At 72.2% G+C, this 24,617-nt stretch carries 21 protein-coding genes, 1 pseudogene and 1 riboswitch; of the genes and pseudogenes, 15 read left to right on the forward strand and 7 right to left on the reverse strand.

What is annotated here, in order from left to right; genetic code table 11:
- Positions 1 to 101: 101 nt before the first annotated feature.
- Entirely contained in the window at positions 102 to 1,661 is a 1,560-nt protein-coding gene (locus LZG04_RS25105; protein WP_233820841.1) for a cellulose binding domain-containing protein, read from the forward strand.
- Here the strand turns inward: LZG04_RS25105 and LZG04_RS25110 are convergent.
- Positions 1,658 to 2,722: a homoserine O-acetyltransferase gene (locus LZG04_RS25110; RefSeq protein WP_233820843.1), complete on the reverse strand. Its 1,065-nt coding sequence runs from the start codon at positions 2,720 to 2,722 to the stop codon at positions 1,658 to 1,660. The two genes, LZG04_RS25105 and LZG04_RS25110, sit on opposite strands and share 4 nt — an antisense overlap.
- Positions 2,719 to 4,011 (reverse strand): annotated as a pseudogene (locus tag LZG04_RS25115) (bifunctional o-acetylhomoserine/o-acetylserine sulfhydrylase); the annotation flags it as partial. The pseudogene LZG04_RS25115 and the gene LZG04_RS25110, both read right to left, overlap by 4 nt.
- Before the next feature lie 214 nt (positions 4,012 to 4,225).
- On the opposite strand from LZG04_RS25115, the gene LZG04_RS25120 reads away from it, so the two are divergent.
- Positions 4,226 to 5,242: a Gfo/Idh/MocA family oxidoreductase gene (locus LZG04_RS25120; RefSeq protein ID WP_233820847.1), complete on the forward strand. Its 1,017-nt coding sequence runs from the start codon at positions 4,226 to 4,228 to the stop codon at positions 5,240 to 5,242.
- Between the two features lie 190 nt (positions 5,243 to 5,432).
- Here LZG04_RS25120 and LZG04_RS25125 read toward each other — a convergent pair whose 3' ends face one another.
- Complete coding sequence (locus tag LZG04_RS25125) at positions 5,433 to 6,704, reverse strand: MFS transporter (RefSeq protein ID WP_233820849.1); 1,272 nt, start codon at positions 6,702 to 6,704, stop codon at positions 5,433 to 5,435.
- A gap of 178 nt (positions 6,705 to 6,882) precedes the next feature.
- Here LZG04_RS25125 and LZG04_RS25130 point away from each other — a divergent pair, with 178 nt between their 5' ends.
- The 5 genes from LZG04_RS25130 to LZG04_RS25150 all read left to right on the forward strand — a co-directional run bounded on the left by LZG04_RS25130 (position 6,883) and on the right by LZG04_RS25150 (position 10,790).
- Positions 6,883 to 7,236 carry an SSI family serine proteinase inhibitor gene (locus LZG04_RS25130; protein WP_233820852.1) on the forward strand — a complete coding sequence of 118 codons (354 nt, stop codon included), beginning with the start codon at positions 6,883 to 6,885 and terminating at the stop codon, positions 7,234 to 7,236.
- A 109-nt stretch (positions 7,237 to 7,345) separates the two neighbouring features.
- A complete protein-coding gene (locus LZG04_RS25135; RefSeq protein ID WP_233820854.1) occupies positions 7,346 to 9,259 on the forward strand; it encodes an AarF/ABC1/UbiB kinase family protein in 1,914 nt (637 codons plus the stop codon).
- 31 nt (positions 9,260 to 9,290) lie between these two features.
- On the forward strand, positions 9,291 to 10,001 hold the full coding sequence (locus LZG04_RS25140) for a hypothetical protein (protein WP_233820857.1): 711 nt from the start codon (positions 9,291 to 9,293) through the stop codon (positions 9,999 to 10,001).
- The gene (locus LZG04_RS25145) at positions 9,994 to 10,308 is read left to right on the forward strand and encodes a transcriptional regulator (RefSeq protein ID WP_233820859.1); all 315 of its coding nucleotides are present in this window, start codon (positions 9,994 to 9,996) and stop codon (positions 10,306 to 10,308) included. The genes LZG04_RS25140 and LZG04_RS25145 overlap by 8 nt, the downstream gene beginning before the upstream one ends.
- The gene (locus LZG04_RS25150; protein ID WP_233820864.1) at positions 10,305 to 10,790 is read left to right on the forward strand and encodes a glutathione peroxidase; all 486 of its coding nucleotides are present in this window, start codon (positions 10,305 to 10,307) and stop codon (positions 10,788 to 10,790) included. Before LZG04_RS25145 ends, LZG04_RS25150 begins: the two co-directional genes overlap by 4 nt.
- Before the next feature lie 46 nt (positions 10,791 to 10,836).
- On the opposite strand, the gene LZG04_RS25155 is transcribed toward LZG04_RS25150, so the two are convergent.
- Both LZG04_RS25155 and gcvH read right to left on the reverse strand, forming a co-directional pair.
- Complete coding sequence (locus LZG04_RS25155) at positions 10,837 to 12,201, reverse strand: L-serine ammonia-lyase (RefSeq protein WP_233820866.1); 1,365 nt, start codon at positions 12,199 to 12,201, stop codon at positions 10,837 to 10,839.
- Positions 12,202 to 12,205: 4 nt separating this feature from the next.
- Complete coding sequence (gene gcvH, locus LZG04_RS25160) at positions 12,206 to 12,586, reverse strand: glycine cleavage system protein GcvH (protein WP_233820868.1); 381 nt, start codon at positions 12,584 to 12,586, stop codon at positions 12,206 to 12,208.
- Positions 12,587 to 12,708: 122 nt separating this feature from the next.
- Positions 12,709 to 12,803: riboswitch (glycine riboswitch) on the reverse strand.
- Positions 12,804 to 12,997: 194 nt separating this feature from the next.
- Here gcvH and ald point away from each other — a divergent pair.
- The 8 genes from ald (at position 12,998) to LZG04_RS25200 (ending at position 23,594) form a co-directional block, all read left to right on the forward strand.
- Complete coding sequence (gene ald / locus LZG04_RS25165; RefSeq protein WP_233820870.1) at positions 12,998 to 14,104, forward strand: alanine dehydrogenase; 1,107 nt, start codon at positions 12,998 to 13,000, stop codon at positions 14,102 to 14,104.
- 339 nt (positions 14,105 to 14,443) lie between these two features.
- A complete protein-coding gene (locus LZG04_RS25170) occupies positions 14,444 to 14,626 on the forward strand; it encodes a hypothetical protein (protein WP_233820872.1) in 183 nt (60 codons plus the stop codon).
- 5 nt (positions 14,627 to 14,631) lie between these two features.
- On the forward strand, positions 14,632 to 15,006 hold the full coding sequence (locus tag LZG04_RS25175; RefSeq protein WP_233820875.1) for a hypothetical protein: 375 nt from the start codon (positions 14,632 to 14,634) through the stop codon (positions 15,004 to 15,006).
- 48 nt (positions 15,007 to 15,054) lie between these two features.
- A complete protein-coding gene (locus LZG04_RS25180; RefSeq protein ID WP_233820877.1) occupies positions 15,055 to 16,218 on the forward strand; it encodes an ABC transporter ATP-binding protein in 1,164 nt (387 codons plus the stop codon).
- On the forward strand, positions 16,218 to 17,090 hold the full coding sequence (locus tag LZG04_RS25185; RefSeq protein WP_233820879.1) for an ABC transporter permease subunit: 873 nt from the start codon (positions 16,218 to 16,220) through the stop codon (positions 17,088 to 17,090). Before LZG04_RS25180 ends, LZG04_RS25185 begins: the two co-directional genes overlap by 1 nt.
- Before the next feature lie 94 nt (positions 17,091 to 17,184).
- Positions 17,185 to 20,943: an ABC transporter ATP-binding protein gene (locus tag LZG04_RS25190; RefSeq protein ID WP_233820881.1), complete on the forward strand. Its 3,759-nt coding sequence runs from the start codon at positions 17,185 to 17,187 to the stop codon at positions 20,941 to 20,943.
- Positions 20,944 to 21,383: 440 nt separating this feature from the next.
- Positions 21,384 to 21,998, forward strand: a complete 615-nt coding sequence (locus LZG04_RS25195; RefSeq protein WP_233820883.1) for a TetR family transcriptional regulator — start codon at positions 21,384 to 21,386, stop codon at positions 21,996 to 21,998.
- Between the two features lie 72 nt (positions 21,999 to 22,070).
- Positions 22,071 to 23,594 (forward strand): FAD-dependent monooxygenase, encoded by a 1,524-nt coding sequence (locus tag LZG04_RS25200; RefSeq protein ID WP_233820885.1) that lies wholly within the window; start codon positions 22,071 to 22,073, stop codon positions 23,592 to 23,594.
- Between the two features lie 24 nt (positions 23,595 to 23,618).
- Here the strand turns inward: LZG04_RS25200 and LZG04_RS25205 are convergent, their stop codons facing one another.
- Complete coding sequence (locus LZG04_RS25205) at positions 23,619 to 24,104, reverse strand: SRPBCC family protein (protein ID WP_233820888.1); 486 nt, start codon at positions 24,102 to 24,104, stop codon at positions 23,619 to 23,621.
- Positions 24,101 to 24,475 (reverse strand): metalloregulator ArsR/SmtB family transcription factor, encoded by a 375-nt coding sequence (locus LZG04_RS25210; RefSeq protein WP_308199291.1) that lies wholly within the window; start codon positions 24,473 to 24,475, stop codon positions 24,101 to 24,103. The genes LZG04_RS25205 and LZG04_RS25210 overlap by 4 nt, the downstream gene beginning before the upstream one ends.
- Positions 24,476 to 24,617: the final 142 nt, after the last annotated feature.

A 24,617-nucleotide genomic window follows, 5' to 3' on the forward strand; every position in this document is an offset into this window, starting at 1 on the left:
GCCGGGAAAACCGTAAAGAGCCTTGCCATTTCATTTGGTCTAGACCACCCTCCAGTTGGGCGCGATTCACCCTGCCGATCCCGCCGAGGAGGACCCCTCTCATGTCACGACGAACGAGCGCGCTGCTCGCAGCAGGCGCACTCGCCATCGGTTCACTGCTCGTGGGCCCGGCCGCGTCAGCGGCGCCGGGCGTCACCGCCACCTTCGCCAAGACCCAGGACTGGGGCAGCGGCTTCGAGGGCAAGTTCACCGTCGCCAACGGCGGCCCGTCCGCCATCACCTCGTGGCGCATCGAGTTCGACCTGCCCGCGGGCACCTCGCTGGGCTCGTACTGGGACGCACTTGTCACCCGAACGGGTGATCATTACGTGGCGACCAACCGCGAGTACAACGGCAACCTCGCCGTCGGCGCGTCGGCGAGCTTCGGCTTCGTCGGCACCGGCTCGGGCGCGCCGCTCAACTGCACCGTCAACGGGGCTGCCTGCACCGGTGGCGGCGGCGGTGACACGGTCGCGCCCAGCGCGCCCGGCTCCCTGCGCGTCACCGCCACCACCAGCAACTCCGTCTCGCTGGCGTGGACGGCGTCGACCGACAACGTCGGCGTGACCGCGTACGACGTCTACCGGGGCAGCGCCGTGGCCACCACGGTCAGCGGCACCACGGCCACCGTCACCGGCCTGAACGCCTCGACGGCCTACACCTTCACGGTCCGTGCCCGTGACGCCGCGTCGAACACCTCGGGCCCGTCCAACCAGGTCAGCGCCACCACCCAGCCGGGCACGAACCCGGTCGGCGGCCGCGGCGCGCCATACCTGTTCCTGGGCTGGGGCAACCCGCCCGCGCCCGCCACCGTCATGAACGCCACCGGCGTCAAGTGGTTCACCATGGCGTTCGTGCTGTCCTCGGGCGGCTGCACCCCCGCGTGGGACGGCACCCGGCCGCTGACCGGCGGCATCGACGCGCAGGCCATCCAGCAGATCCGCGCGGCGGGCGGCGACGTCGTGCCGTCGTTCGGCGGGTGGAGCGGCAACAAGCTCGGCCCGAACTGCTCGACCCCGCAGGCCCTGGCCGGCGCGTACCAGCAGGTCATCAACGCCTACGGGCTCAAGGCCATCGACATCGACATCGAGAACACCGACGAGTTCGAGAACGCCGCCGTGCAGGACCGGATCCTGGAGGCGCTCAAGATCGTCAAGGCGAACAACCCGGGCATCCAGACCATCGTCACCTTCGGCACCACGACCACCGGCCCGAACTCGTGGGGCAACCGGCTGATCGAGCGGGCGGCGGCGATCGGCGCGAACATCGACGTGTTCACGATCATGCCGTTCGACTTCGGCAGCTCGAACATCGGCACGGACTCGATCAACGCCGCCACCGCGTTGAAGAACAAGCTGAAGGCCACGTTCGGGTGGTCGGACGCCGAGGCGTTCCGGCACACCGGCATCTCGGGCATGAACGGCCTGTCCGACCAGCGCGAGGTCACCACCCCGCAGACGTGGACGCAGCTGCGCGACTGGGCGAAGTCCAACGGGCTGGGCCGGTTCACGTTCTGGGCGGTCAACCGCGACCGCGGCGGGTGCGACGGCCAGGTGGCGTCCACGTGCAGCGGTGTCCCGCAGGCCGACTGGGAGTTCACCCGCATCACGGCCGGGTTCTAACCGGTCTCCAGCAGTTCGGAGACCAGCTTCGACACCTGGTCGACCTCGATGAGGAACGCGTCGTGGCCGTAGGGCGAGGTCACCACGCGCAGGTCGCCGGCGCCGGGCACGGCGTCGGCGATCTCGGCCTGCTGCCGCAGCGGGTACAGGCGGTCGGAGTCGATCCCGGCCACGAGGGTGCGCGCCGTGACGCGGCGCAGCGCGGCCCGCACCCCACCCCGGCCGCGGCCCACGTCGTGGCTGTTCATGGCCTCGGTGAGGGTGACGTAGCTGGCCGGGTCGAACCGCGCGACCAGCTTGGCCGCGTGGTGGTCGAGGTAGGACTCCACCTGGAACCGGCCGTCCTCGCGCACCTCGCGGCCGAACCGGGCGGCCAGCTCGGCCTCGCTGCGGTAGCTGAGGTGCGCGATCCGGCGGGCCACCCCGAGGCCGCCGACCGGGTCGAGCCGGATGGCGTGCAACTGGGCCGAGGCCAGCGCGATGTGCTCGGCCGTGGACGCCGCCGGCGCGGCCAGCACGAGCAGCGCGCGCACCCGGTCGGGCTCGGACACCGCCCACTCCAGCGCGCGCATCCCGCCCATCGAGCCGCCCAGCACGGCGGCCCACGCGTCGATGCCCAACGCGTCGGCCAGCAGCACCTCGGCCGCCACCTGCACCCGCACGGTGATCTTCGGGAACCGCGCGCCCCACGGCTCGCCGTCCGGCGCGGTCGCCCACGGGCCCGTGGTGCCCTGGCAGCCGCCCAGCACGTTCGGCGCGACCACGAACCAGCGCTCGGGGTCCAGCGCGCGTCCCGGCCCCACCAGGCCGTCCCACCAGCCGGGCGTGGGGTGACCCGGTTCGGCCGGGCCCGCCACGTGGCTGTCGCCGGTCAACGCGTGCAGCACCAGCACGGCGTTCGAGCGGTCCGCGTTCAGCTCGCCCCACGTCTCGTAGGCGATCGAGAGCCCCGGCAAGCCGGGCAACGAGCCCCGGAACCACTGCCGTCGCCCGTTCGGGTCCCCCTCCCGCCACCCGCCGGCGGTGGGAGGGGTCTTCCCGGAGGTGGACTCGCGGCTCACAGCACCGACTTGGCGGCGCGGAAACCCGCTTCGAGATCGGCCTTGAGGTCCTCCACGCCCTCGATGCCGACCGACAGCCGCACCAGGCCCGGCCCGACGCCCGCGACCAACTGCTGCTCGGGCGTGAGCTGGCTGTGCGTGGTGCTGGCCGGGTGCACGATCAGGCTGCGCACGTCGCCGATGTTCACCAACTGGCTGAACAGCTCCACGCCGTCCACGAACGCCCGCCCGGCGGCCACCCCGCCCCGCAGCTCGAACGACACCACGCCGCCCGCGCCCGTCGGCAGGTACTTCTGCGCCAGGTCGTGCCACGGGCTGGACGGCAGGCCCGCGTAGTGGACCTTCTCCACCTCGTCGCGCGCCTCCAGCCACCGGGCCAGCTCCAGCGCGTTCGCCGAGTGCTTGTCGATGCGCAGCGACAGCGTCTCGATGCCCTGCAGGATCAGGAAGCTGGTCAGCGGCGCGATCGCGGCGCCCGTGTCGCGCAGGCCCTGCACCCGCAGCTTCGCGGCGAACGCGCCGTGGCCGAGCGCGGGCCAGTACTGCAGCCCGTGGTAGCTCGGGTCCGGCTCGTTGAAGTCCGGGAACTTCGCCGCGTCGGAGTACTCGAACGTGCCGCCGTCCACGACCACGCCCGCCACCGCGGTGCCGTGCCCGCCCAGGTACTTCGTGGCCGAGTGGACCACGATGTCCGCGCCGTGCTCGATCGGCCGCACCAGGTACGGCGTGGGCACGGTGTTGTCCACCACCAGCGGCACGCCCGCCGCGTGCGCCACCTCGGCGACGGCCGCGATGTCCAGCACGTTGCTGCGCGGGTTGGCCAGCGACTCGGCGAAGAACAGCTTGGTGTTGGGCCGCACGGCCGCGCGCCACGCGTCCAGGTCGTCCGGGTCGTCCACGAAGGACACCTCGATGCCAAGCTTCGGCAGCGTGTAGTGGAACAGGTTGTACGTGCCGCCGTAGAGGGAGGCGCTGGACACCAGGTGGTCGCCCGCGCGGGCCAGGTTGAGCACGGTGGCGGTCTCGGCGGCCTGGCCGGACGCGAACGCCACCGCCGCCACGCCGCCCTCCAGCGCGGCGACCCGCTGCTCCAGCACGTCCTGGGTGGGGTTGTTGATGCGGGTGTAGATGTTGCCCGGCTCGGCCAGGCTGAACAGCGCCTCGCCGTGCGCGGAGTCGCGGAACACGAACGACGTGGTCTGGTAGATCGGGGTGGCACGCGCGCCCGTCGCCGGGTCGGGCGCGGCGCCGGAGTGGACCTGCTTGGTGTCGAAGGACCAGGACATGCTGACGGCTCCTGTGTGCTGGGGGTTTCGCGGGCACGCCGAAGGGACCGGGCGTGCGCGGTGGTGAGGCGGATCAGACGAGGCGACAGGCCATGCTGGTCACGCGCACGTAGTCCACGTGCCGACGTGCCACGAGCGGGATCATGCGGCTGAAGGTAGCGCTGCGTGACAGCCGACGACAGGGCGTCCACGTTCTGGGACGCTTAGGGTGCGGACCATGCGCACCGCACTCATCGGTTACGGGCTCGGCGGAGCCGCCTTCCACGCACCGTTCCTGGCCACCACGGCCGGCTTGACGCTGGCCGCCGTCGTCACCGGCAACCCCGAGCGGCAGGCCGAGGTGGCGTCCCGCTACCCGGGGGTCGAGCTGATCGGGTCCCCGGCCGAGGTGTGGCGGCGGGCCGACGAGTTCGACCTGGTCGTGGTGACCACGCCGAACCGGTGGCACGCCGAGCACGCCCGTGCGGCGTTGGAGCACGGGCTGCACGCCGTGGTGGACAAGCCGTTCGCTTCGTCGGCCGCCGAGGCGCGCGAGCTGGCGGACCTGGCGGCGGCGCGGGGGCTGCTGCTGGCGCCGTTCCACAACCGGCGGTGGGACGGCGACTTCCGGACCGTGGCGCGGCTGGTCGGTGAAGGCGCGCTGGGGCGGGTGCACCGGTTCGAGTCGCGGTTCGAGCGGTGGCGGCCGGAGGTGAAGGAGGGGTGGAAGGAGTCCGGTGACCCGGCCGACCTGGGCAGCATCGTGTTCGACCTGGGCACGCACCTGATCGACCAGGCGGTGGCGTTGTTCGGGCGTCCGACCGGCGTGTACGCGGAGGTGCGGACGCTGCGGGCCGGTGCGCGGGCGCACGACGACGCGTTCCTCGCGCTGACCCACCCGTCCGGCGCGGTGTCGCACCTGTGGGCGTCGGCCCTGGCGGCGTCGCCGGGGCCGCGCTTCCGCGTGCTGGGCGACCGCTCGGCGTTCGTGAAGCACGGGATGGACCCGCAGGAGGAGGCGTTGAAGGCGGGCGAGGTGCCGGGCGGTCCCGGTTGGGGCGAGGAGCCGGCCGAGCGGTGGGGCGTGCTGGGTTCCGCGCCGGTGCCCACCTCACCGGGCGCTTACCAGGACTTCTACGCGGCCGTCGCGGCCGGCCGGGCGCCCGTCCCGGTGGCGGACGCGATCACCGGCCTGGACGTCGTCGAGGCCGCCTTCACCTCCGCCCGCACCAACACCGTCGTCCCCCTCCCCTAACCCGAGAGTCCTACCTCCCCGCCGCGTGAGTCCTACCTTCAGAACGCGTGTGTCCTACGTTCGGAACGCGTGTGTCCTACGTTCAGAACCCCCGAATTCAACGTTCGCGCACCGACCGTTCGTCGTGAGCGTTGAACTCGGGGGTCGCGAACGTAGGACACTCGCGTTCTGAACGTAGGACTCGCGCGGGTCAGGGGGTTGGGCGGCGGAGGGTTTCGCCCAGGGCGAGCAGGGACAGGGCGCTGATCAGGGCGCCCACGATCAGGTAGAGCGAGATCGGCCACGAGTCGTGGGTCGGGGTGACGCCCAGCAGCCACGTGGCGACCACCGGGGACAGGCCGCCGCCCAGCACGGCCCCCAACTGGTAGCTCAACGACACGCCGCTGTAGCGGACGCGGGTGCCGAACAGCTCGGCGTAGTACGCGGGCATCGGCCCGAACACCGCCGCCGAACCCGCGAACGCCACCACCATCGCCAGCACCACCAACCCCGGCGACCGGGTCTGGAGCAGCCAGAACAACGGGAACGCGAACACGCCCAGGAACGCCGCGCCACCCAGCATCACCGGCAGCCGCCCCACCCGGTCGGACAGCCGCGCGAACACCAGGATCGCCACCGCCTGCGCGAACGCGCCGACCAGCCCCGCGTTGAGCAACGTCCCCCGCGCCATCCCGAGCTCACGCGTCCCGTACGACACCGCGAACGTCGCCACCACGAAGATGAACATGTTGAACCCGAGGTTCACGCCCGCCCCCAGCAGCACCTTCCGCCACGACTGCCGCAGCACCACGGCCACCGGCAGCCGCACGGTCCCCGCCGCCGCACGCGCCTCGCGGAACACCGGGCTCTCCTCCACCGACAGCCGCACGTACAGCCCGACCCCCACCAGCACCAGGCTGAGCAGGAACGGCACCCGCCAGCCCCAGCTCAGGAACGCCTCCCCGGACACCGCGGTCGACGCCGCCATCGCGCCGTTGGCCAGCAGCAGCCCGACCGGCGACCCGAGGAACGTCCAGCTGCCGTACCACCCGGTTCGCCCCGGCGGCGCGTGCTCGACCGCCATCAACGTCGCGCCGCCCTGCTCGCCGCCGAGGAAGAACCCCTGCACCACGCGCAGCAGCACCAGCAGCAACGGCGCGGCCAGCCCGATCGAGGAGTACGTCGGCAGCAGCCCGATCGCCGCCGTGCACAGCCCGGTCGCGGTCAGCGTCAGCACCAGCATCGACCGGCGCCCGATGCGATCGCCGAAGTGGCCGATCACCACCCCGCCCAGCGGCCGGGCCAGGAAACCCGCGCCGAACGTGGCGAACGCCAGCAGCGTGCCGACGCGCGGGTCGAAGGACGGGAAGAACAGCTTGTCGAACACCAGCGCCGACGCGGTGCCGTAGAGCAGGAAGTCGTACAACTCCACCGCGTTGCCCGCGGAACTGGCGAGCGCCACCCTGCGCACCTCGGAAGCCATCCACCCACCCTGGCCCGCACGCCCGCACCACCCACCTCGACCGTGACCCACGTCACATCGTGGACCCGCAGGACCGTCGCGGGGTCGCCCTCCCGACCCGGGTCCGGGGCCGTGGAGGAAACCACACGATCCGGTGAGATCGCTGGAGACGGCGGTGCGGTGCGGTCAGTCTGGGTGCATGGCACCACTCCCCTTCTTCGCGGCGATCGCCGCGCTGATCCCCGCGTTCGCCGCACCGCAGTCGGGCTTCGTGCTCAGCGTGCAGCGCGGCGACACGGTCCAGATGACCAACCTGACCTGCGAACCCGCGGGCGGCCTGCACCCCAGGGCGGACCAGGCCTGCCTGGCGTTGTCCGAAGTGGACGGACAGATCGACGGTCTGTCGACCGGCCAGGCCCTGTGCACGTTGGAGTACGACCCGGTGCGGGTCAAGGCGTCCGGCACGTGGCGCGGCGAGACGCGGTTGTTCGAGGCGGAGTACCCGAACCAGTGCGTGCTGCTCGCCGAGACGGGCCCGGTGTTCGACCTCTGACCCGACCAACTCGTTCGTGAGCCCTCCGAGTGATCGGATGTGTGCTCTGATCACCCACCGTCTCAGGTAGACCGTTCTATCCTCCGCGTGAACCGTGGGGGGAAGACGTATGGGTGATGTCCTGCTGTACACCGTCGGTGTTCCGGTGACGTTCCTGGCGCTGGTGCTCGGCATGGCGCTGGCCGCGCGGCGGATCCTCGGGCTGCGCGTCGGGCTCGTCCGCACCACGTTCGCGTGCCTGATCGGGCTGTCGTCCAGCGAGGCGGCGCTGCACGCGATGCCCGATGCGGACACCACGTCCGCGTTGGCGACCGTGCAGATCGGCATCGCGCTGCTGCTGATGATCGGCGTGCTGACGCTCGCCGAGATCGTGGTGCCGACCGGGTCGATCCCGCCGCCGACCCAGTGGTGGCGGGCGCTGCGGGGCCGGGTCTCGCGCGCCCGCCGCTACTCCCGGATCACCGCGATCGCGTTCCGCCACGGCCTCGGGCCGTACCTGCGCGGCCGGGAGCGCACCGACACCCGCCTGGCGCGGTCGTTGCGGCTCGCGCTGGAGGAGGGCGGCGTCACGTTCGTCAAGCTCGGCCAGGTGCTGTCCACGCGGCCCGACCTGCTGCCGCCGGACGTGGTGGCCGAGCTGACGTCGTTGCAGGACAAGGTGCCCGCCGCGCCGTGGCCGCGGGTGCGCGAGGTGCTGGTGGCCGAGCTGGGGCAGCCGCCGGAGGACGTGTTCGCCGAGTTCGACGAGCGGCCGATCGCCGCCGCGTCCGTCGCGCAGGTGCACCGGGCGCGGCTGAAGTCCGGCGAGGACGTGGTGGTGAAGGTGCAGCGGCCGGGCGTGCGGCGGGTCGCCGAACGCGACCTGGACATCGTGAACCGGCTCGCGGAGACGCTGCACGTCCGGACGCGCTGGGGCAAGGCGATCGGCGTGCGCGACCTGGCCGCCGGGTTCACCGCCGCGTTGCGCGAGGAGCTGGACTTCCGGGTCGAGGCGCGCAACCTGGCGGCCGTGCGCGCGGCGTCGACCGGGACCGACGTGGTGCTGCCCGCCGTGCACGAGGACCTCTGCACGGCCCGCGTGCTGGTCATGCAGCGGCTGGACGGCGTGCCGGTGCGGTCGGCGTCGCTGGAGTCGGTGGACCGGGACGCGCTGGCCCGCGCGCTGCTGGACGCCCTGCTGCGCCAGGTGATGGTCAACGGCGTCTTCCACGCCGACCCGCACCCCGGCAACATCATGCTGCTGGGTGACGGCAGGCTCGGCCTGCTCGACTTCGGCTCGGTCGGCCGCATCGACGCGCAGCTGCGCTCGGCGCTGGGCAAGCTGCTGCTGGCCGTCGACCGCGGCGACCCGGCGGGCCTGCGCGACGCGTTGCTGGAGCTGGTGACCCGGCCGGACGAGATCGACGAGCAGCAGTTGGAGCGCGCGCTCGGGCAGTTCATGGCACGGCACCTGAACAGCGGCATGAGGCCGGACGCGGCGATGTTCGGTGACCTGTTCAAGCTGGTCTACCGGCACGGGCTGAGCATCCCGCCGGAGATCGCGGCGGTGTTCCGGGCGCTGGCCACGGTGGAGGGCACGCTGGGCGCGCTGTCGCCGGGGTTCAACCTCGTGGTCGAGTCGCGGTCGTTCGCGGAGCAGCAGTTCAGCGCGCACCTGTCGCCGGAGTCGCTCAAGCGCACGGTGACCGAGGAGCTGCACGCGGTCCTGCCCATGCTGCGACGGCTGCCCCGGCGGGTGGACCGGATCTCCAGCGCGTTGGAGCAGGGGCGGCTGGGGCTGAACCTGCGGCTGTTCGCCGACGAGCGCGACCGGCAGTTCGTCGTCTCGCTGCTGCACCAGGTGATGCTGACCGTGCTCGGCGCGACGGCGGGCGTGATGGCGGTGCTGCTGCTGAGCGCGGACGGCGGGCCGCGGGTCGGCCCGGACGTCACGCTGTTCCAGGTGTTGGGCTACAACCTGCTGGTCATCAGCGTGCTGCTCGGGTTGCGGGTGGTGGTGACGATCTTCCGCCCGCGTGGTTGACGCGTTCGGTTTGCGGTGCAAACCTGATTGGGTGGCAGACCTGCTGGGCGACCTGGCCGACCTGCGCCGCCGGGCGCGGGAGGACCGGCACGCCTACGCGTTCCCGCTGCTGTTCTTCGGCGTCGCGTCGTTCCTGGCGCTGCCGCTGTACGCGCCCGCCGAGCCGTCCGCACGGGGGCTGGACGTGCGCCACCCGGCGCTGCTCGACCTGTACTGGTCGGTCGTGCTCGTGGTGGGTGGTCTCGCGACCGTGTGGTGGTACCGCAGGCGTGGCGCGCGGGTGGGCATCGAGACGTCCACGCGGGGCTATTTGGGCGCGTTGGCGATCGGCCTGGGCGGCCCGGTGGTCGGGGTGGCGCTGGACCACCTGCCGTTCCGGTTCCACTCGGGCACCGGGGTCGGGTTGATCGTGCTCGCGGCGGCGACCGTGCTGTGGCACCGGCAAGCCCCGCGGGCGGTGACGCCGGTCGCGGCCGTGCTGGGCACCGCGGTGCTCCAGCACGACCAGCCGGTGATCGCGCAGTTCATCGCCATCGGCCTGGGCCTGGTGGTGCTGGCCGCGTTGGAGCGCAGCACCCGGTTCACCACGATCACCGCGGCCTACCTCGTGGTGCTGTGCGTGTCGGCCGCGTTCACGCCGCTGGCGGTGCCGGTGGCCACCACCTGGTCGATGGGCAGCGTCGTGGTGCTGCCCGGGTCGGTACTGCTCCTCGGCGGCCTGGCGGGCCTGCGGCGTGGCTGAGCACCCGACCGCGGCGCTGGACGACGTGGTGCACCAGAAGCACCGGCTCGGCATCCTGACCGTGGCGGCCGAGGCGAAGCGGGTCGAGTTCGGCTACCTGCGGTCCACCCTCGAGCTGACCGCCGGCAACCTGTCGCGGCACATCGCCGTGCTGGAGCAGGCCGGTCTGGTCGCCGTGGAGAAGGGTTACGACGGCCGGCGGCCGCGGACGTGGGTCGCCGTCACGCCGGCGGGTCGGGCCGCGCTGGCCGCGGAGATGGCTGCGCTGCGGGCGCTGGTGGAGCGGCACGTAGCCTCGCAGCCATGAGCATCCACGACATCCCGCTGCGCACGCTGTCCGGTGAGCCGTCGAGCCTGGGCACGCTGGCGGGCAAGGCGCTGCTGGTGGTGAACGTCGCCTCGAAGTGCGGCCTGACGCCGCAGTACCAGGGCCTGGAGCGGTTGCAGGAGCGGTACGCGGCGCAGGGGTTCTCCGTGGTCGGGATCCCGTGCAACCAGTTCGCCGGCCAGGAGCCCGGCACGGCGGAGGAGATCGCCACCTTCTGCTCCACCACCTACGGCGTCACGTTCCCGCTGTTCGAGAAGATCGACGTGAACGGCCCGTCCCGGCACCCGCTGTACGCCGAGCTGACGACGTTCGCCGACGGCGACGGCGAAGCGGGCGACGTCCAGTGGAACTTCGAGAAGTTCCTGGTGTCCCCGTCCGGCGAGGTCGTCGCCCGGTTCCGCCCCCGCACGGAGCCGGAGGACGGGTCCGTCGTGAAGGCGATCGAGTCCGTGCTCCCCTAGTCCGCGCCGTGGGAGGCGGCCGACCGACCGCCCCCCACGTCCGGGGTCAGCACTCGATGACGTTCACGGCCAGGCCGCCGCGAGCCGTCTCCTTGTACTTGACCTTCATGTCCTTGCCCGTCTCACGCATGGTCTTGATGACCTTGTCCAGCGACACGAAGTGCGAGCCGTCGCCACGCAACGCCATCCGCGCCGCCGTGATCGCCTTGATCGAGGCCAACGCGTTGCGCTCGATGCACGGGATCTGCACCAGCCCCCCGATCGGGTCGCACGTCAGCCCCAGGTTGTGCTCCATGGCGATCTCGGCCGCGTTCTCCACCTGCTCCGGCGTGCCGCCCAGCACCTCGGCCAGCCCGCCGGCCGCCATCGAGCACGCCGAGCCGACCTCGCCCTGGCACCCGACCTCGGCACCGGAGATCGAGGCGTTCTCCTTGAACAGCACGCCGACCGCGCCCGCGGTCAGCAGGAAGCGCACCACGCCGTCGTCGGACGCGCCCGGCACGAACCGGGTGTAGTAGTGCAGCACGGCGGGCACGATGCCGGCCGCGCCGTTGGTCGGGGCGGTCACCACGCGGCCGCCCGCGGCGTTCTCCTCGTTCACCGCGAGCGCGAACAGCGTCACCCAGTCCATCACCCGCAACGGGTCGGTGGCGTAGTGCTCGGCGGCCATCCGCTGCCGCATCTCGGCGGCACGGCGGCGCACCTTCAGCCCGCCGGGCAGCACGCCGGTCCGCGTGCAGCCGCGCTCGACGCACTCCTGCATCACGTCCCAGATGTGCAGCAGCCCCGACCGCACCGACGCCTCGTCACGCCACGACAGCTCGTTGGCCAGCATGACCTCGCTGATCGACAGCCCGGTCTCCCGGCACCGCGCCAGCAGCTCGTCACCGCTGCGGAACGGGTGCGCGACCGCCGTCTCGTCCGCCTTGATCCGGTCGGTGCCGGTGGCGTTCTCGTCCACGACGAACCCCCCGCCGACCGAGTAGTACACCGCCGAGTCGACCACGATGTCACCCGAGTGGGCGGTGAAGCTCATCCCGTTGGGGTGCAGCGGCAGGGACTTGCGCCGGTGCATCACCAGGTCGGCGTCCTCGGCGAACGCGATCTCCCGCACGCCCGCCAGCCGCAGCCGACCGGTGGCGCGGATCTCGGCCAGCCGCCGTTCCGCCTCCTCCGGGTCGACCTCCTCCGGCCGGCAGCCCTCCAGGCCGAGCAGGACCGCCTTCGGGCTCCCGTGCCCGTGCCCGGTCGCGCCGAGCGACCCGAACAGCTCGACGTGCACCCGGTCGACCGAGGCCAACGAGGGCCGCAGCCGTTCGGCGAACAGCATCGCCGCGCGCATCGGGCCGACGGTGTGCGAGCTCGACGGTCCGATGCCCACGGAGAACAGGTCGAACACGCTGATCGCCATGGCTTCAGTCCCCGGTCAGTTCCGCGTACTTCGCCGCGGTCAGCAACCCGGTCGCGTCGGTCACCGCCACCTTGAACAGCCAACCACCGCCGTACGGGTCGTTGTTGATCAACGACGGGTCGGCCACTGCGGCCGGGTTGACCTCCACGACCTCACCGCTGACCGGCGCGTACAGGTCGCTGACCGACTTGGTCGACTCCAGCTCGCCGCACACCTCGCCGGACTTCACCACGGTGCCGACCTCGGGCAGCTCCACGAACACGATGTCACCCAGCGACTCCGCGGCGTACGACGTGATGCCGACCGCCACCGGGTCCTGGGTACCCGGCGCCCAGTCCACCCACTCGTGCTCGGGCGTGTACAGCAGGTTGTCCGGAAAAGTCACGACAGCGCTCCTCAACGGCAGGTCCGGACCCCACTCTGTCCTGGGACCTGAGAGCTTCGCCGCGCCGGAGCGACGGCTTGCACCGTGGGTGCGCGCGATGGGAGCACGCTTTCCAGAGTCGCCTCACCCGAGCGGTTCTCGCTGCCTGAGAGTGTGCGGGGTACTTGCTCCTTCGGCGCCCCGGTCCGATCACCGAGGTCTCTCCCGCGCGGGTTCCGGCGCTCACGACGCGCCGCGGCCGATGTTCAGTTGGTGAGCCCGAACGCTAGGTGCCCACGACGACGGGTGTCAACGCGCCGCCGACTTGTTCTGCCCGCACAACCGCGCACGGCCGCGTTGGTGCGTCCCGCACGATGACACCGAAATCGCGTTACCGGACCTTGGGTGTAACAACGGCCGAAGGAGCCCACCGTGCGGATCGCAGTCCCCCGCGAGATCAAGAACCACGAGTACCGCGTCGCGCTGACCCCGGCGGGCGCACACGAGCTGACGCAGCGCGGTCACGACGTGGTCGTCGAGGCGGGTGCGGGCCTCGGTTCGGCGATCACCGACGAGGAGTACCTGTCCGCCGGCGCGAAGGTGCTCGCCTCCGCCGACGACGTGTGGGCCGAGGGCGACCTGGTGCTCAAGGTGAAGGAGCCGATCGCCGAGGAGTACCCGCGGCTGCGCAAGGGCCAGGTCCTGTTCACCTACCTGCACCTGGCCGCCGACCGACCGCTGACGCAGGCGCTGCTGGACTCCGGCACCACCGCCATCGCCTACGAGACCGTGCAGACCGCGAACGGCGCCCTGCCGCTGCTGGCCCCGATGTCGGAGGTGGCGGGCAGGCTCGCGCCGCAGGTCGGCGCGTTCGCGCTGATGAAGCCGTCCGGCGGGCGCGGCGTGCTGCCCGGCGGCGTGCCCGGCGTGCACCCGGCGCGCGTGGTCGTCATCGGCGGCGGCGTGGCGGGTCTGAACGCGGCCGCGATCGCCGTCGGCATGGGCGCGGACGTGCAGATCCTGGACACCAACGTGGACCGGCTGCGCCACATCGACGCCCTCTACCAGGGCCGCCTGCGCACCGTGACGTCCAACCGGTACTCCGTCGAGCAGGCCGTGCGCGAGGCCGACCTGGTCATCGGCGCGGTGCTGGTGCCCGGCGCGAAGGCGCCGAAGCTGGTGAGCAACGAGCTGGTGGCCGACATGAAGCCCGGTTCGGTGCTGGTGGACATCGCGATCGACCAGGGCGGCTGCTTCGCCGACTCGCGGCCGACCACCCACGCCGACCCCACCTACCAGGTGCACGACACGGTCTTCTACTGCGTCGCGAACATGCCCGGCGCGGTGCCGCGCACGTCGACCTACGCGTTGACCAACGTGACGCTGCCGTACGCCGTGGCGCTGGCGGACCTGGGCTGGGAGGCGGCCCTGCGCGGTGACGCGTCGCTGGCGCTCGGCCTGAACGCCCACGAGGGCCTGCTGACCAACCTGCCGGTGGCGCAGGCGCACGGCATGACCCACACCCCGCTGGACCTCTGAGCACCACAACGGAGAAGGGCCCTGCTCACGTGCTGTGAGCAGGGCCCTTCTCGACGAAAGACGGCCCGCTCAACCAGCCTGGGGGTCACTGGGAGCGGGCCGCGTCACCAATCTTAGCCGGGAACCCGGGTCCCTGCCCAGCGACCCCACCGATCCGGCCCACAATTCCCCCGGCGGTGTCGACACGCTGTGTGCACGGTCAAGCGATCGAGTGAACTTGGGTGGTAACGGGTAAGTCACGACGGCCCGGCGACCGATGCACAAGGCAGGAACCCGCAGCTACGCAGCGGGGTTGTCCGCTCGCGGCGTGTTGCCGCCTCATCGCCGATCGGAGCGCAGATGGCTGGACCCGAGGGCTGGATCGACTGCCACGACCCGTTCGGACGGGACCGGTCGATGACCGTTCTCGTCGAGGACGACCGAGTCCTGCTGGTCGCGCCGCCGGGCGAGTCGGCTGTGATGTCGGTCACGCAGACGCGCCGGTTGCACCGCCTGCTCGACCAAGTCGCCGACAGGATGTGACCCGCGTGGACGAGGTACTGCGCGCCGCCGTGCTGCGCCGACTGGCGTTGCTGGACGAGGCCGCCGAGAGCGGTGAGGCGGACGCGCTCGTGCCGCTCGCGCGCTCCGAGATCCACCGCCTGGCCGACGGTTGGCGGCTGCTGCTGACCGTGCACCAACCGGATCCGGACGGCCGCTGCGGCGCGTGCCCCGGCATCCTGCGGCACAAGAAGTGGCCGTGCCAGGTGTGGACGATGGCGCACCAGCACCTCATCGGCGACGGGCTGCCGCACCGCGAGCGCCGCCGCCCGCTGCGGACGCTGCGCCGTTCGACCGACGTGGAGACGACCGCCGAGATACCGCGGGTCGCGTCGAAACCGCGACACGCCCTCCCCGAGTGACCCTCCTAGGGCAGGATGACGCCCGGTAGGAGTACTCGGGAGGGACGCGTGCACGACGGCAGTGGCCGCATCGTGGTGCAGAACTTGACCAAGCAGTTCGGTCCGGTCGCAGCGGTGCAGAATCTCAGCTTCACGGTGGAACCCGGTTCGGTGACCGGCTTCCTCGGCCCCAACGGCGCCGGCAAGACGACCACGCTGCGCATGCTGCTCGGCCTGGTGACCCCGACCGCGGGCATCGGGCTGATCAACGGCAGGCCGTTCAGCCAGCTCGGCAACCCGGCGCGGGTGGTCGGCGCGGTGCTGGAGGCGCAGGGCTTCCACCCCAAGCGCACCGCGCGCAACCACCTGCGCGTGTACGCCGCCGCGATCGGCGTGCCGGACTCGCGCGCCGACCAGGTGCTCGGGCTCGTCGGCCTCGGCGCCGCGGGCGACCGCAAGGCGGGCGGCTACTCGCTCGGCATGAAGCAGCGGCTGGCCCTGGCCACCGCGCTGCTGGGCGACCCGCAGATCCTGGTGCTCGACGAGCCGGCCAACGGGCTGGACCCGGAGGGCATCGCCTGGCTGCGGACGTTCCTGCAGTCCTACGCGCGCAGCGGGCGGACCGTGCTGATCTCCAGCCACCTGCTGGCGGAGGTCGAGCAGACCGTCGACCAGGTGGTCATCATCAGCCGCGGCCAGACCATGTACTACGGGCCGCTGGACCACCTGCGCAACCAGCAGCAGGGCCGCGTGCTCGTGCAGCCGTCGGACACCGGCGCGCTGGTCGCGGCGCTGCGCGAGGACGGCGTCGCCGGCATCGAGCAGCTGCCCGACGGCCGGCTCGCGGTCAGCGGCGTGGACGCCAAGCAGGTCGCCGACACGGCGTTGAAGGCGGGCGTGTCGATCTACGGCATCCAAGAGGAGAAGGCCGACCTGGAGCGGCTGTTCTTCCAGCTCACCAACGGCCAGTACGCGGCGCCGGGGCAGTACGCGCAGCCGGTCGCCTACCAGCAGCCGGGCTACCAGACCCCGCCGCAGGGCTACCAGCAGCAGGGTTACCAGCAGCCGCCGGCGGGCTACCAGCAGCAGCCGCCACCCGGCTACGAGCAGTACCAGCAACCCCCGCCCGGCTACCAGACGCCGCCGCAGGGTTACCCGGGAGCCCCGCAGCCGCCGCAGGACAACCCGTACGGTCCGCAGCACGGCCAGGGCGGCCTCGGGGGAGGTGCGTGATGGGCAACCTGATCAAGTCGGAGTTCCGCAAGACCACCACCACGGGCCTGTGGTGGGGCCTGATGATCCCGACCGTGCTGCTCGCGTTCGGCTGGGCGCTGGGCACCGGGGCCATCTTCAAGAGCGTCTCGGACTTCATGGGCAGCTCCGAGGCCGAGGAGCTGGCCACGCTGCTCAACGTGGACCCGTCGCAGTGGCAGATGTCGGTGTTCGGCATCGCCCGCAGCATCAACGTGGCCACGATCTTCCCGATGATCTTCGGTGGCCTGGCGATCGCGAACGAGATCAACCGCAAGACGATCACGACCACGTTCCTGACCGCGCCGAACCGGGTCTCCGCGCTGGCCGCGAAGATGGTCGTCTACATCCTGTGGGGCGCGATCTTCGGCATCGCGATCGTGGCGTCGGTGAGCATCGGCATCGCCCTGACCTCGAACTCCGGCTCCCTGCCGGACGCGGGCGGGTGGCTCGCGCTGGCCGGTGTCGGCGTGCTGTCGTCGATCCTGATGACGATGTTCGGCGTAGGCGTCGGCGCGCTGATGACCAGCGTCATCGGCACCACCGTGGTGCTGCTGCTCTACATGCTGATCGTGGAGAACGGCCTTCAGCTCGTGCTGGCGTCGCAGGGCCTGCCGGAGATCATCGGCTTCCTGCCCAACGGCGCGGTGAACGGCCTGACCGGGTCCGTGGCGTCGTCGCTGTTCCTGGCGAACGCGGGCGTCGTGCCGGAGGACATGGTGGAAGGGCTGCGGGCCATCGCGGGCGCGCTGGGCGCGTTCGACTGGTGGTTGAGCGGCCTGATCTTCCTGGCGTGGACGGCGTTGTTCTTCCTCGGTGGCTGGGCGGCCACGCAGCGCAAGGACATCACCTGATCCGGTGATCTTGAACGGCCGATGGAGGCCGCCCCGAACCTTCGGGGCGGCCTTCGTCACACCCGTGGCGGCAAAACTGTCGGTGAGCCGACCTATGTTGGATCCCGTGACTACCTCCGACGGCTGGATCCGCAGGCTCGCCCGGACGTGCTGGCAGCACCGCGCGCTCGTGGTGCTGTCGGTGCTCGCCGCCGTCGTGGGCGTGGGGTTGCAGGCCGTCGGCCCGCTGCTGATCAAGGTCGCGGTGGACGACGCCACGGCGGGCCGCACCGACCGCCTGACGTGGCTCGCGGTCGTGCTGGTCGGCTTGGAGCTGCTGACCTTCGGCACCGCGTTCGTGCGCCGGTACCTGGGCGGGCGGCTGGCCGTGGACGTGCAGCACGACCTGCGCCAGGCCGTGTTCGGCGCGGTGCAGCGGCTGGACGGGCCGAAGCAGGACGCGTTGCGCACCGGCCAGGTCGTGTCCCGCTCGATCACCGACCTGCAACTGGTCAACAGCCTGCTGTCGATGACGCCGCTGGCGCTGGGCACGGTCGTGTTCGCGGTGGCGGCGATCGCGGCGATGTTCTGGCTGTCGCCGCTGCTGACCGTGATCGCGCTGGTGATCGTGCCCGCCGTCGGGATCGTGGCGGTGCGCAGCCGGCTGACCCTGTTCCCGGCCACCTGGTCGGCCCAGCAACGCGCGGCCGACGTGGCGCAGCACGTCGAGGAGACCGTCACCGGCGTGCGCGTGGTCAAGGGCTTCGGCCAGGAGGCGCGCGAGGTGGCCCGGCTGGAGTCGCGCGCCGAGCTGCTGTTCGCCGAACGGATGCGCGCGGCCCGCCTGACCGCCCGGCCGTCGGCGACGTTGAACACCCTGCCCTACCTCGGCCAGGTGGCGGTGCTGGCGCTCGGCGGCTGGCTGGCGCTGCGCGGCGAGGTGACGCTGGGCACGTTCCTGGCGTTCGCGACCTACGTGGCCACGCTCGTCGGCCCGACCCGGCTGCTGGCGAGCCTGATGGTGACCGCCCAGCTGGCCCGCGCGGGCGTGGAGCGGGTGTACGAGCTGGTCGACTCGCAGCCGACGGTCGTGGACGGCGACCGCGACGTGCCGGACGGGCCGGTGGCCGTGGAGCTGCGGGACGTGACGTTCGGCTACACGCGCAGCGAGCCGGTGCTGTCGGGCGTGTCGCTGCGCGTCGAGCCGGGCGAGACGCTGGCGATCGTCGGCACGGCGGGGTCGGGCAAGTCCACCGTGTCCCTGCTGCTGCCGCGGTTCTACGACGTGCACGAGGGCGCGGTGTCCGTGGGTGGCGTGGACGTCCGCGAGCTGCGGCTGGCCTCGCTGCGCCGGACCGTCGGGACGGTGTTCGAGGAGGCGTTCCTGTTCTCCGACACCGTTCGGGCGAACATCGCCTACGGCCTGCCCGACGCGTCCGACGAGCAGGTGCGGGCCGCGGCCCGGGCGGCCGAGGCGCACGAGTTCATCGAGGCCCTGCCGAACGGCTACGACACCGTCGTGGGCGAGCGGGGCCTGACCCTGTCCGGAGGTCAGCGGCAACGCGTGGCGCTGGCGCGTGCCCTGCTCTCCGACCCGCGCGTGCTGGTGCTGGACGACGCGACGTCGGCGGTCGACAACGCCACCGAGGCCGCGATCCACCGCACGCTGGCCGCCGTGACGGCCGAGCGCACCACGTTGCTGATCGCGCACCGGCGGTCGTCGTTGGCGCTGGCCGACCGCATCGCCGTGCTCGACGCGGGCCGGGTGGTCGACGTCGGCACGCACGCCGAGCTGCACGAGCGGTGCCGCCTCTACCGGGAGCTGCTCGCGGGCCCGGGTGAGGCGATCGAGCAGGTCGACCCCCGTGCCGACGCGCGCCTCGAACCGGGACCGGACGGCACGACGCCGGACCTGTGGCCCGAGTCCGAGGAGGACGAGCTGGCCGTGCGCGCGGCCAACCGGGCGGTGGGCCCCGCGAAGGTGGCCCGTGGCGGTGGCGGCACGTCGGCGCTGCTGGGCGGCACCCCGCCGACCCCGGACCTGATGGCCCGCGTGCACGCCCTGCCGCCCGCCCGGGAGGTGCCGGTCCTGGACGGCGAGGACCCGCGCGCCCCCGACCCGGGCTTCCGCCTGCGCACCCTGCTGCGCCCGGTCCGGTGGGCGATGCTGGGCGTCGCGGGCCTGCTGCTCGTCGACACCGCGCTGGCGGTCGCCTCGCCGAACCTCGTGCGCCTCGGCATCGACCAGGGCGTCGTGGGCGGCCAGGTCGGTTGGCTGTGGGCCGCGGTGGCGATCAGCTTCACGCTCGTGGTGCTGGGCTGGGTGTCCTCCGCCGCGGGCACGGTCGTGACGTCGCGGGTCGGCGAGCGCCTGCTCTACCTGCTGCGCGTGCGCAGCTACGCCCACCTGCAACGGCTGGGGCTGGACTACTACGAGCGCGAGATGGCCGGCCGGATCATGACCCGGATGACCACCGACGTGGACGCCCTGTCCAGCTTCTTGCAGACGGGCCTGACCACGTTCGCGATCAGCGTCCTGACCGTTCTGGGCATCGCCGTGGCGCTGGTGGCCACTGATCCGGGGCTGGCGCTCGTGGCGCTGGCCGTGCTGCCGATCCTGCTCGTCGCCACCGTGATCTTCCAACGCCTGTCCTCGGCCGCGTACGCGGAGGCGCGGGAGCGGGTCAGCGCGGTCAACGCCGACCTCCAGGAGAACGTCTCGGGCCTGCGCGTCTCCCAGGCGTACACGCGGGAGGCCCGCTCGGCCGAGGCGTTCGCCGAGCGCAGCGACGCCTACCGCCGCTCCCGGATCCGCGCCCAGCGCTACATCGCCACCTACTTCCCGTTCCTGTCCCTGCTGTCGGGCGTGGCCCAGGCCGGGGTGCTGGTGGTCGGCGCGTACCGGGTGGCGGACGGCAGCCTGTCCCCCGGCGTGCTGCTGGCGTTCGTGCTCTACCTGGGCCTGTTCTTCTCGCCGCTGTACCAGCTGTCCGGCGTCTTCGACGGCTACCAGCAGGCCAGGGTGGGCCTGAGCCGCATCGGCGACCTGCTGCGCACCCCGACCACCGTCCCCCCGGCCGCCGACCCGGTGCCGGTCACGCGGCTGCGCGGCGAGGTCGAGCTGCGCGACGTCGGCTTCACCTACCAGGGCACCACCCAGCCGGCCGTCGAGGGCATCTCGCTGCACGTGGCCCCCGGCGAGACCGTCGCCCTGGTCGGCGCGACCGGCGCGGGCAAGTCCACCCTGGTCAAGCTGGTGGCGAGGTTCTACGACGCCACCGAGGGCGCGGTGCTGATCGACGGCGTCGACATCCGCGACTACGACCTCTCGGCCTTGCGCCAACGGCTGGGCATCGTCCCCCAGGAAGCCCACCTCTTCGGCGGCGACATCGCCGAGAACGTCGCCTACGGCAAGCCGGACGCCACCCGCGCCGAGATCGAGGCCGCCGTCCGCGCCGTCGGGGCCCTGCCGGTCGTCGCCTCCCTGCCCAACGCCTTCCACCAGCAAGTGGGCGAACGGGGCCAGGGCCTCTCCGCGGGCCAACGGCAACTGGTCGCCCTGGCCCGCGCCGAGCTGGTCCAACCGACCATCCTGCTGCTGGACGAGGCCACCGCCGCCCTGGACCCGGCCACCGAGTCCGCCGTCCTGGCCGCCAGCGACCACCTGTCCGGCGCGCGGACCACCTTCGTCGTCGCCCACCGCCTCGCCACCGCCGCCCGCGCCGATCGGATCATCGTCCTGTCCGAGGGTCGAATCGTCGAACAGGGCACCCACACCGACCTGCTGAAGGCCAACGGCCCCTACGCCCACCTCTGGGCCCACGGTCAGGACCACCACCCGACCACCGACCTGACCTCGGTCCAGGTGCCCTGACCGCGCGCCTCCCGGTCCGACCGCGCGTCTTCCGGTCCGACCGCGCGTCTTCCGGTCCGACCGCGCGTCTTCCGGTCCGACCGCGCGTCTTCCGGTCCGACCGCGTGCCTCCCGCAGCGACCGCACGCCTCCCGCCGCCGGGCCGGCCGTTTTATCCGGCTAACGTGAGAGATGCGGTTGGGGTTGTCAGAGGTTGCACGATTCGCCCGATCGAGCACCCACCCCACCGCCGCCGACCGCTCTTGCCACCAGCGGTGATCGGCCGCGCCCAGTACGTTCACCCCTGCGGCCTTCTGCCCTCCCCGACCTGACCACCGGGGCTGCGCCCAAGCCGAGGCCCCGCCGCAACGGACTCCCAGCGGATCGCAAGCTCGCCGTCCCCATCAAACTTTCCGACTCGGCAAGTTTGCAGGTTCGGAAAGTTTGGCTACGCTGGTCCCATGGCAACCGGCGAGGGCGGGCTTCGGGAGCGCAAGAAGCGGGAGACGCGGTTCGCGTTGAGCCAGGCCGCCATCCGACTCACCCTTGAGCGGGGCTGGGAGAACGTCTCCGTGGAGGACATCGCCGCCGCCGCGAACGTCTCCGAACGCACCTTCCGCAACTACTTCACCGGCAAGGCGGAGGCGATCGTCGCCTCACACGTCGAACGCGGACGTCGCACGGCCGAGGCGTTGCGCGAACGCCCCGCCGGCGAACCCCTCTGGGACGCGCTCGTCAACGCCCTCGTGGCGCAGTTCGAGCCACCCCGACCGCAAGCGTCCGACACCCCGCCCCCGGGTTACGCGGCCGCCCTCCAGAAGCTGCTCGCGGAACCCGCCGTGCAGTACGAGGTGTTCCGCGCGCACGCCACGGCACAGGACGAGCTGACCGCCGCCGTCGCCGAGCGCACGGGCACCGACCCGGCCGACCTCTACCCGCAGACCGTCGCGGCGGTCGTCAGCGCCGGGCTCGGCACCGCCCTGTCCCGCTGGGCGCGGAACCCGACCGGCTCGCTCGGCGCGCTGCTCCGCGAAGTCTTCGACGGGATCCGGGCAGGACTGCCCGACCCGCGCTGACCACCCCGCGCGCCCCACCTCACACCACGCCCGCCCGACGGGCTGGTCAAGCACGCCCCCAAGGAGTCGATCATGGACGTGGTCATCGTCGGCGGAGGCCCCAACGGGCTCATGCTCGCGTGCGAGCTGGCCCTGGCCGGGGTCCGCCCAACGGTCCTGGAACGCCTGCCCGAGCCGAGCACCGAACCCCGGTCGAACGGCCTGGTCGGCCAGGTCGTCCGGATGCTGGACCGGCGCGACCTGTTCGAGCGGTTCAGCGGGCAGCCCGGCCCGCCGCGCCCGAACAACGCCTACTTCATGTTCGCCGCGATGCCCCTGAACCTCTCCCTCCTCGCCGACAGCCCGATCCACACGCTGCCGATCCCCGAGTCCGACACCGTCCGCGTCCTCGAAGCACGCGCGACCGAGCTGGGCGCGGACATCCGCCGCGGGCACGAGTTCGTCGGGCTCGTCCAGGACGGTGACGGCGTCACGCTCACCGTCGACGGCCCGGACGGCACCTACGACCTGCGCACCCGGTACGTCGTGGGCGCCGACAGCGCGCACAGCCCGGTCCGCAAGGCCGCCGGCATCGGCTTCCCCGGCGTCACCCACGACCGGAGCACGACCCGTTCCGCGCACGTCACGGTGCCGGAGCGGTGGCTGGACCCGGCCACCGGCGCGCTGGACGTGCCCGGTCACGGCCCGGTGCTGCCGTTCCTGCCCGTCCGCACGGCGCGCGGCGGCTTCACCTACGCGCCGCTGCCCGGCCGCCCGCCGCTGGTCGCGACGACGGAGTGGGACGTGCCGGCGACCGACGAGCCGATGACCCTCGACGAGCTGCGCGCCAGCGTCGCCCGTGTGCTGGGCGTCGCCGTCCCGCTCGACCCGCCGCCGGGCCCGGGTCCGCACGTGCTGCGCAGGCTCAACGGCGGCAACACCAGGGTCGCGGAGCGCTACCGGGAGGGTCGGGTGTTCCTGGTGGGCGATGCCGCGCACGTCTTCGCCGCCGGCGGCACGGGCCTCAACCTGGGCATGCAGGACGCGATCAACCTGGGCTGGAAGCTGGCCGCCGTGATCGCCGCCGGGGTCGACCCGGACCTGCTGGACACCTACGAGTCCGAACGCCGCCCGGCCGCCGACCGGACCATCACCTACTCGCGGGCGCAGGCGGCCCTGCTGGCGCCGGGCGACGACGTCACCGGCCTGCGCGAGCTGTTCGGCGACCTGTTGTCCCAGCCGGGTGTCGTGCGGGTGCTCGCCGACCTGGTCGCGGGCGCGGACGTCCGCTACCCGGTCGCCGCCGACGCCCACGCCCTGGCCGGACACCTCGCCCCCGACCTCGACCTGCACACCTCGACGGGCGCGGTGCGGCTCGCCGAGCTGGAGCCGGTCCGGCGGGCCCGACCGGTGCTGATCGACCTCACCGACGACGACCTGCGCGTCGACGGCGTCGAGACGATCCGCGCGAGAGCCGCCACCGACGTCACCGCGCTCCTGCTCCGCCCGGACTCCTACGTCGCGTGGGCGTCGAGCGACCCCCACCCGGACCGGCGGGCGCTGCGGGATGCCGCAGCCGGGTGGGTCCCGCGCACGACGCGGCCCCGCGGCCGTTGAGGCCCGCGGGGCCGGTCATCGCGCTCAGCCCTGGGCGAGCAGCTCGTCCAGCTGTTCGTAGCCCTCCACCACGCCGGTTTCCATGCCGCTGGCCAGCGCGGCGTCCCGGCCCTCGGTCGTCTCGAACACGCTGACGATGTCCAGCCGCGTGCGCCCGTTCCCGAGGTCGGACAACGTCAGCGTCTCCAGGCACACCCCGTCCGGGTAGCCCTCGAACGTGAACGTCTGCACGATCCGCTCGTCCGGCCGCACCTCGTGGAACGACCCGTAGAACCGGTACTCCTCGTCGCCGCGGCTGTGCACGTACCGGTAGGCCCCGCCGGTCGTGGCGTCCCACCGGTCCACCCGCATGGTCACCGAGCGCGGCCCCAGCCACTTCACCACCAGCTCGGGGTCGACGTGCGCCCGGAACACCGCGGCGACCGGCGCGTCGAACTCCCGCGTGATGCGGATGGTCGGCAGGGCGGGGTCGGCGCTGATCGTGGTGTCGGGGTGCGTGGTCGTGGTCATGACGCTTCTCCTTCGATTCGGGTCCGCTCGGGCGTGGCCGCCGTCCCGGACGTCTCCGCCATCTCGGCGAGCACGGCGTCCAGTCGCCGGTAGCGCTGCTCGGCCTCCTGCCGGTAGCGCTCGATCCACTTCGTCATCAGGTCGAACACCTCCGCCTCGAGGTGGACGGGTCGTCGTTGCGCCTGCTTGCTGCGGCTGACGAGCCCGGCGTCCTCGAGCACCTTGAGGTGCTTGGACACGGCTTGCACGGTCACGGAGTACGGCTCGGCCAACTCGTTGACGGTCGCGTCGCCCACCGCCAGCCGCGCCACCATGTCGCGCCGGATCGGGTCGGCCAGGGCCGAGAACACCCGCGACAACTGGTCGTCCACCGCCATCTCCTTACTCAACCTCTCGGTTGAATACACGATACGAACCCGCTCCTGTCCTTGTCAACCACGGAGTTGAACATGCAGGTCAGGATCATTCACCACCCGGCACTTCAGCCGGCTGAACACCTCACACCGCACCGAT

Origin of the sequence: Saccharothrix sp. S26 (genome assembly GCF_021390395.1) — a bacterium.
GTDB lineage: Bacteria > Actinomycetota > Actinomycetes > Mycobacteriales > Pseudonocardiaceae > Actinosynnema.

Coding starts and splice junctions, on each gene's coding strand:
- LZG04_RS25105 (WP_233820841.1), top strand. CDS start 102: ATGTCACGACGAACGAGCGCGCTGCTCGCAGCAGGCGCACTCGCCATC.
- LZG04_RS25120 (WP_233820847.1), top strand. CDS start 4,226: ATGCGCACCGCACTCATCGGTTACGGGCTCGGCGGAGCCGCCTTCCAC.
- LZG04_RS25125 (WP_233820849.1), bottom strand. CDS start 6,704: ATGGCTTCCGAGGTGCGCAGGGTGGCGCTCGCCAGTTCCGCGGGCAAC.
- LZG04_RS25130 (WP_233820852.1), top strand. CDS start 6,883: ATGGCACCACTCCCCTTCTTCGCGGCGATCGCCGCGCTGATCCCCGCG.
- LZG04_RS25135 (WP_233820854.1), top strand. CDS start 7,346: ATGGGTGATGTCCTGCTGTACACCGTCGGTGTTCCGGTGACGTTCCTG.
- LZG04_RS25150 (WP_233820864.1), top strand. CDS start 10,305: ATGAGCATCCACGACATCCCGCTGCGCACGCTGTCCGGTGAGCCGTCG.
- LZG04_RS25155 (WP_233820866.1), bottom strand. CDS start 12,201: ATGGCGATCAGCGTGTTCGACCTGTTCTCCGTGGGCATCGGACCGTCG.
- LZG04_RS25170 (WP_233820872.1), top strand. CDS start 14,444: ATGGCTGGACCCGAGGGCTGGATCGACTGCCACGACCCGTTCGGACGG.
- LZG04_RS25185 (WP_233820879.1), top strand. CDS start 16,218: ATGGGCAACCTGATCAAGTCGGAGTTCCGCAAGACCACCACCACGGGC.
- LZG04_RS25190 (WP_233820881.1), top strand. CDS start 17,185: ATGTTGGATCCCGTGACTACCTCCGACGGCTGGATCCGCAGGCTCGCC.
- LZG04_RS25195 (WP_233820883.1), top strand. CDS start 21,384: ATGGCAACCGGCGAGGGCGGGCTTCGGGAGCGCAAGAAGCGGGAGACG.
- LZG04_RS25200 (WP_233820885.1), top strand. CDS start 22,071: ATGGACGTGGTCATCGTCGGCGGAGGCCCCAACGGGCTCATGCTCGCG.
- LZG04_RS25205 (WP_233820888.1), bottom strand. CDS start 24,104: ATGACCACGACCACGCACCCCGACACCACGATCAGCGCCGACCCCGCC.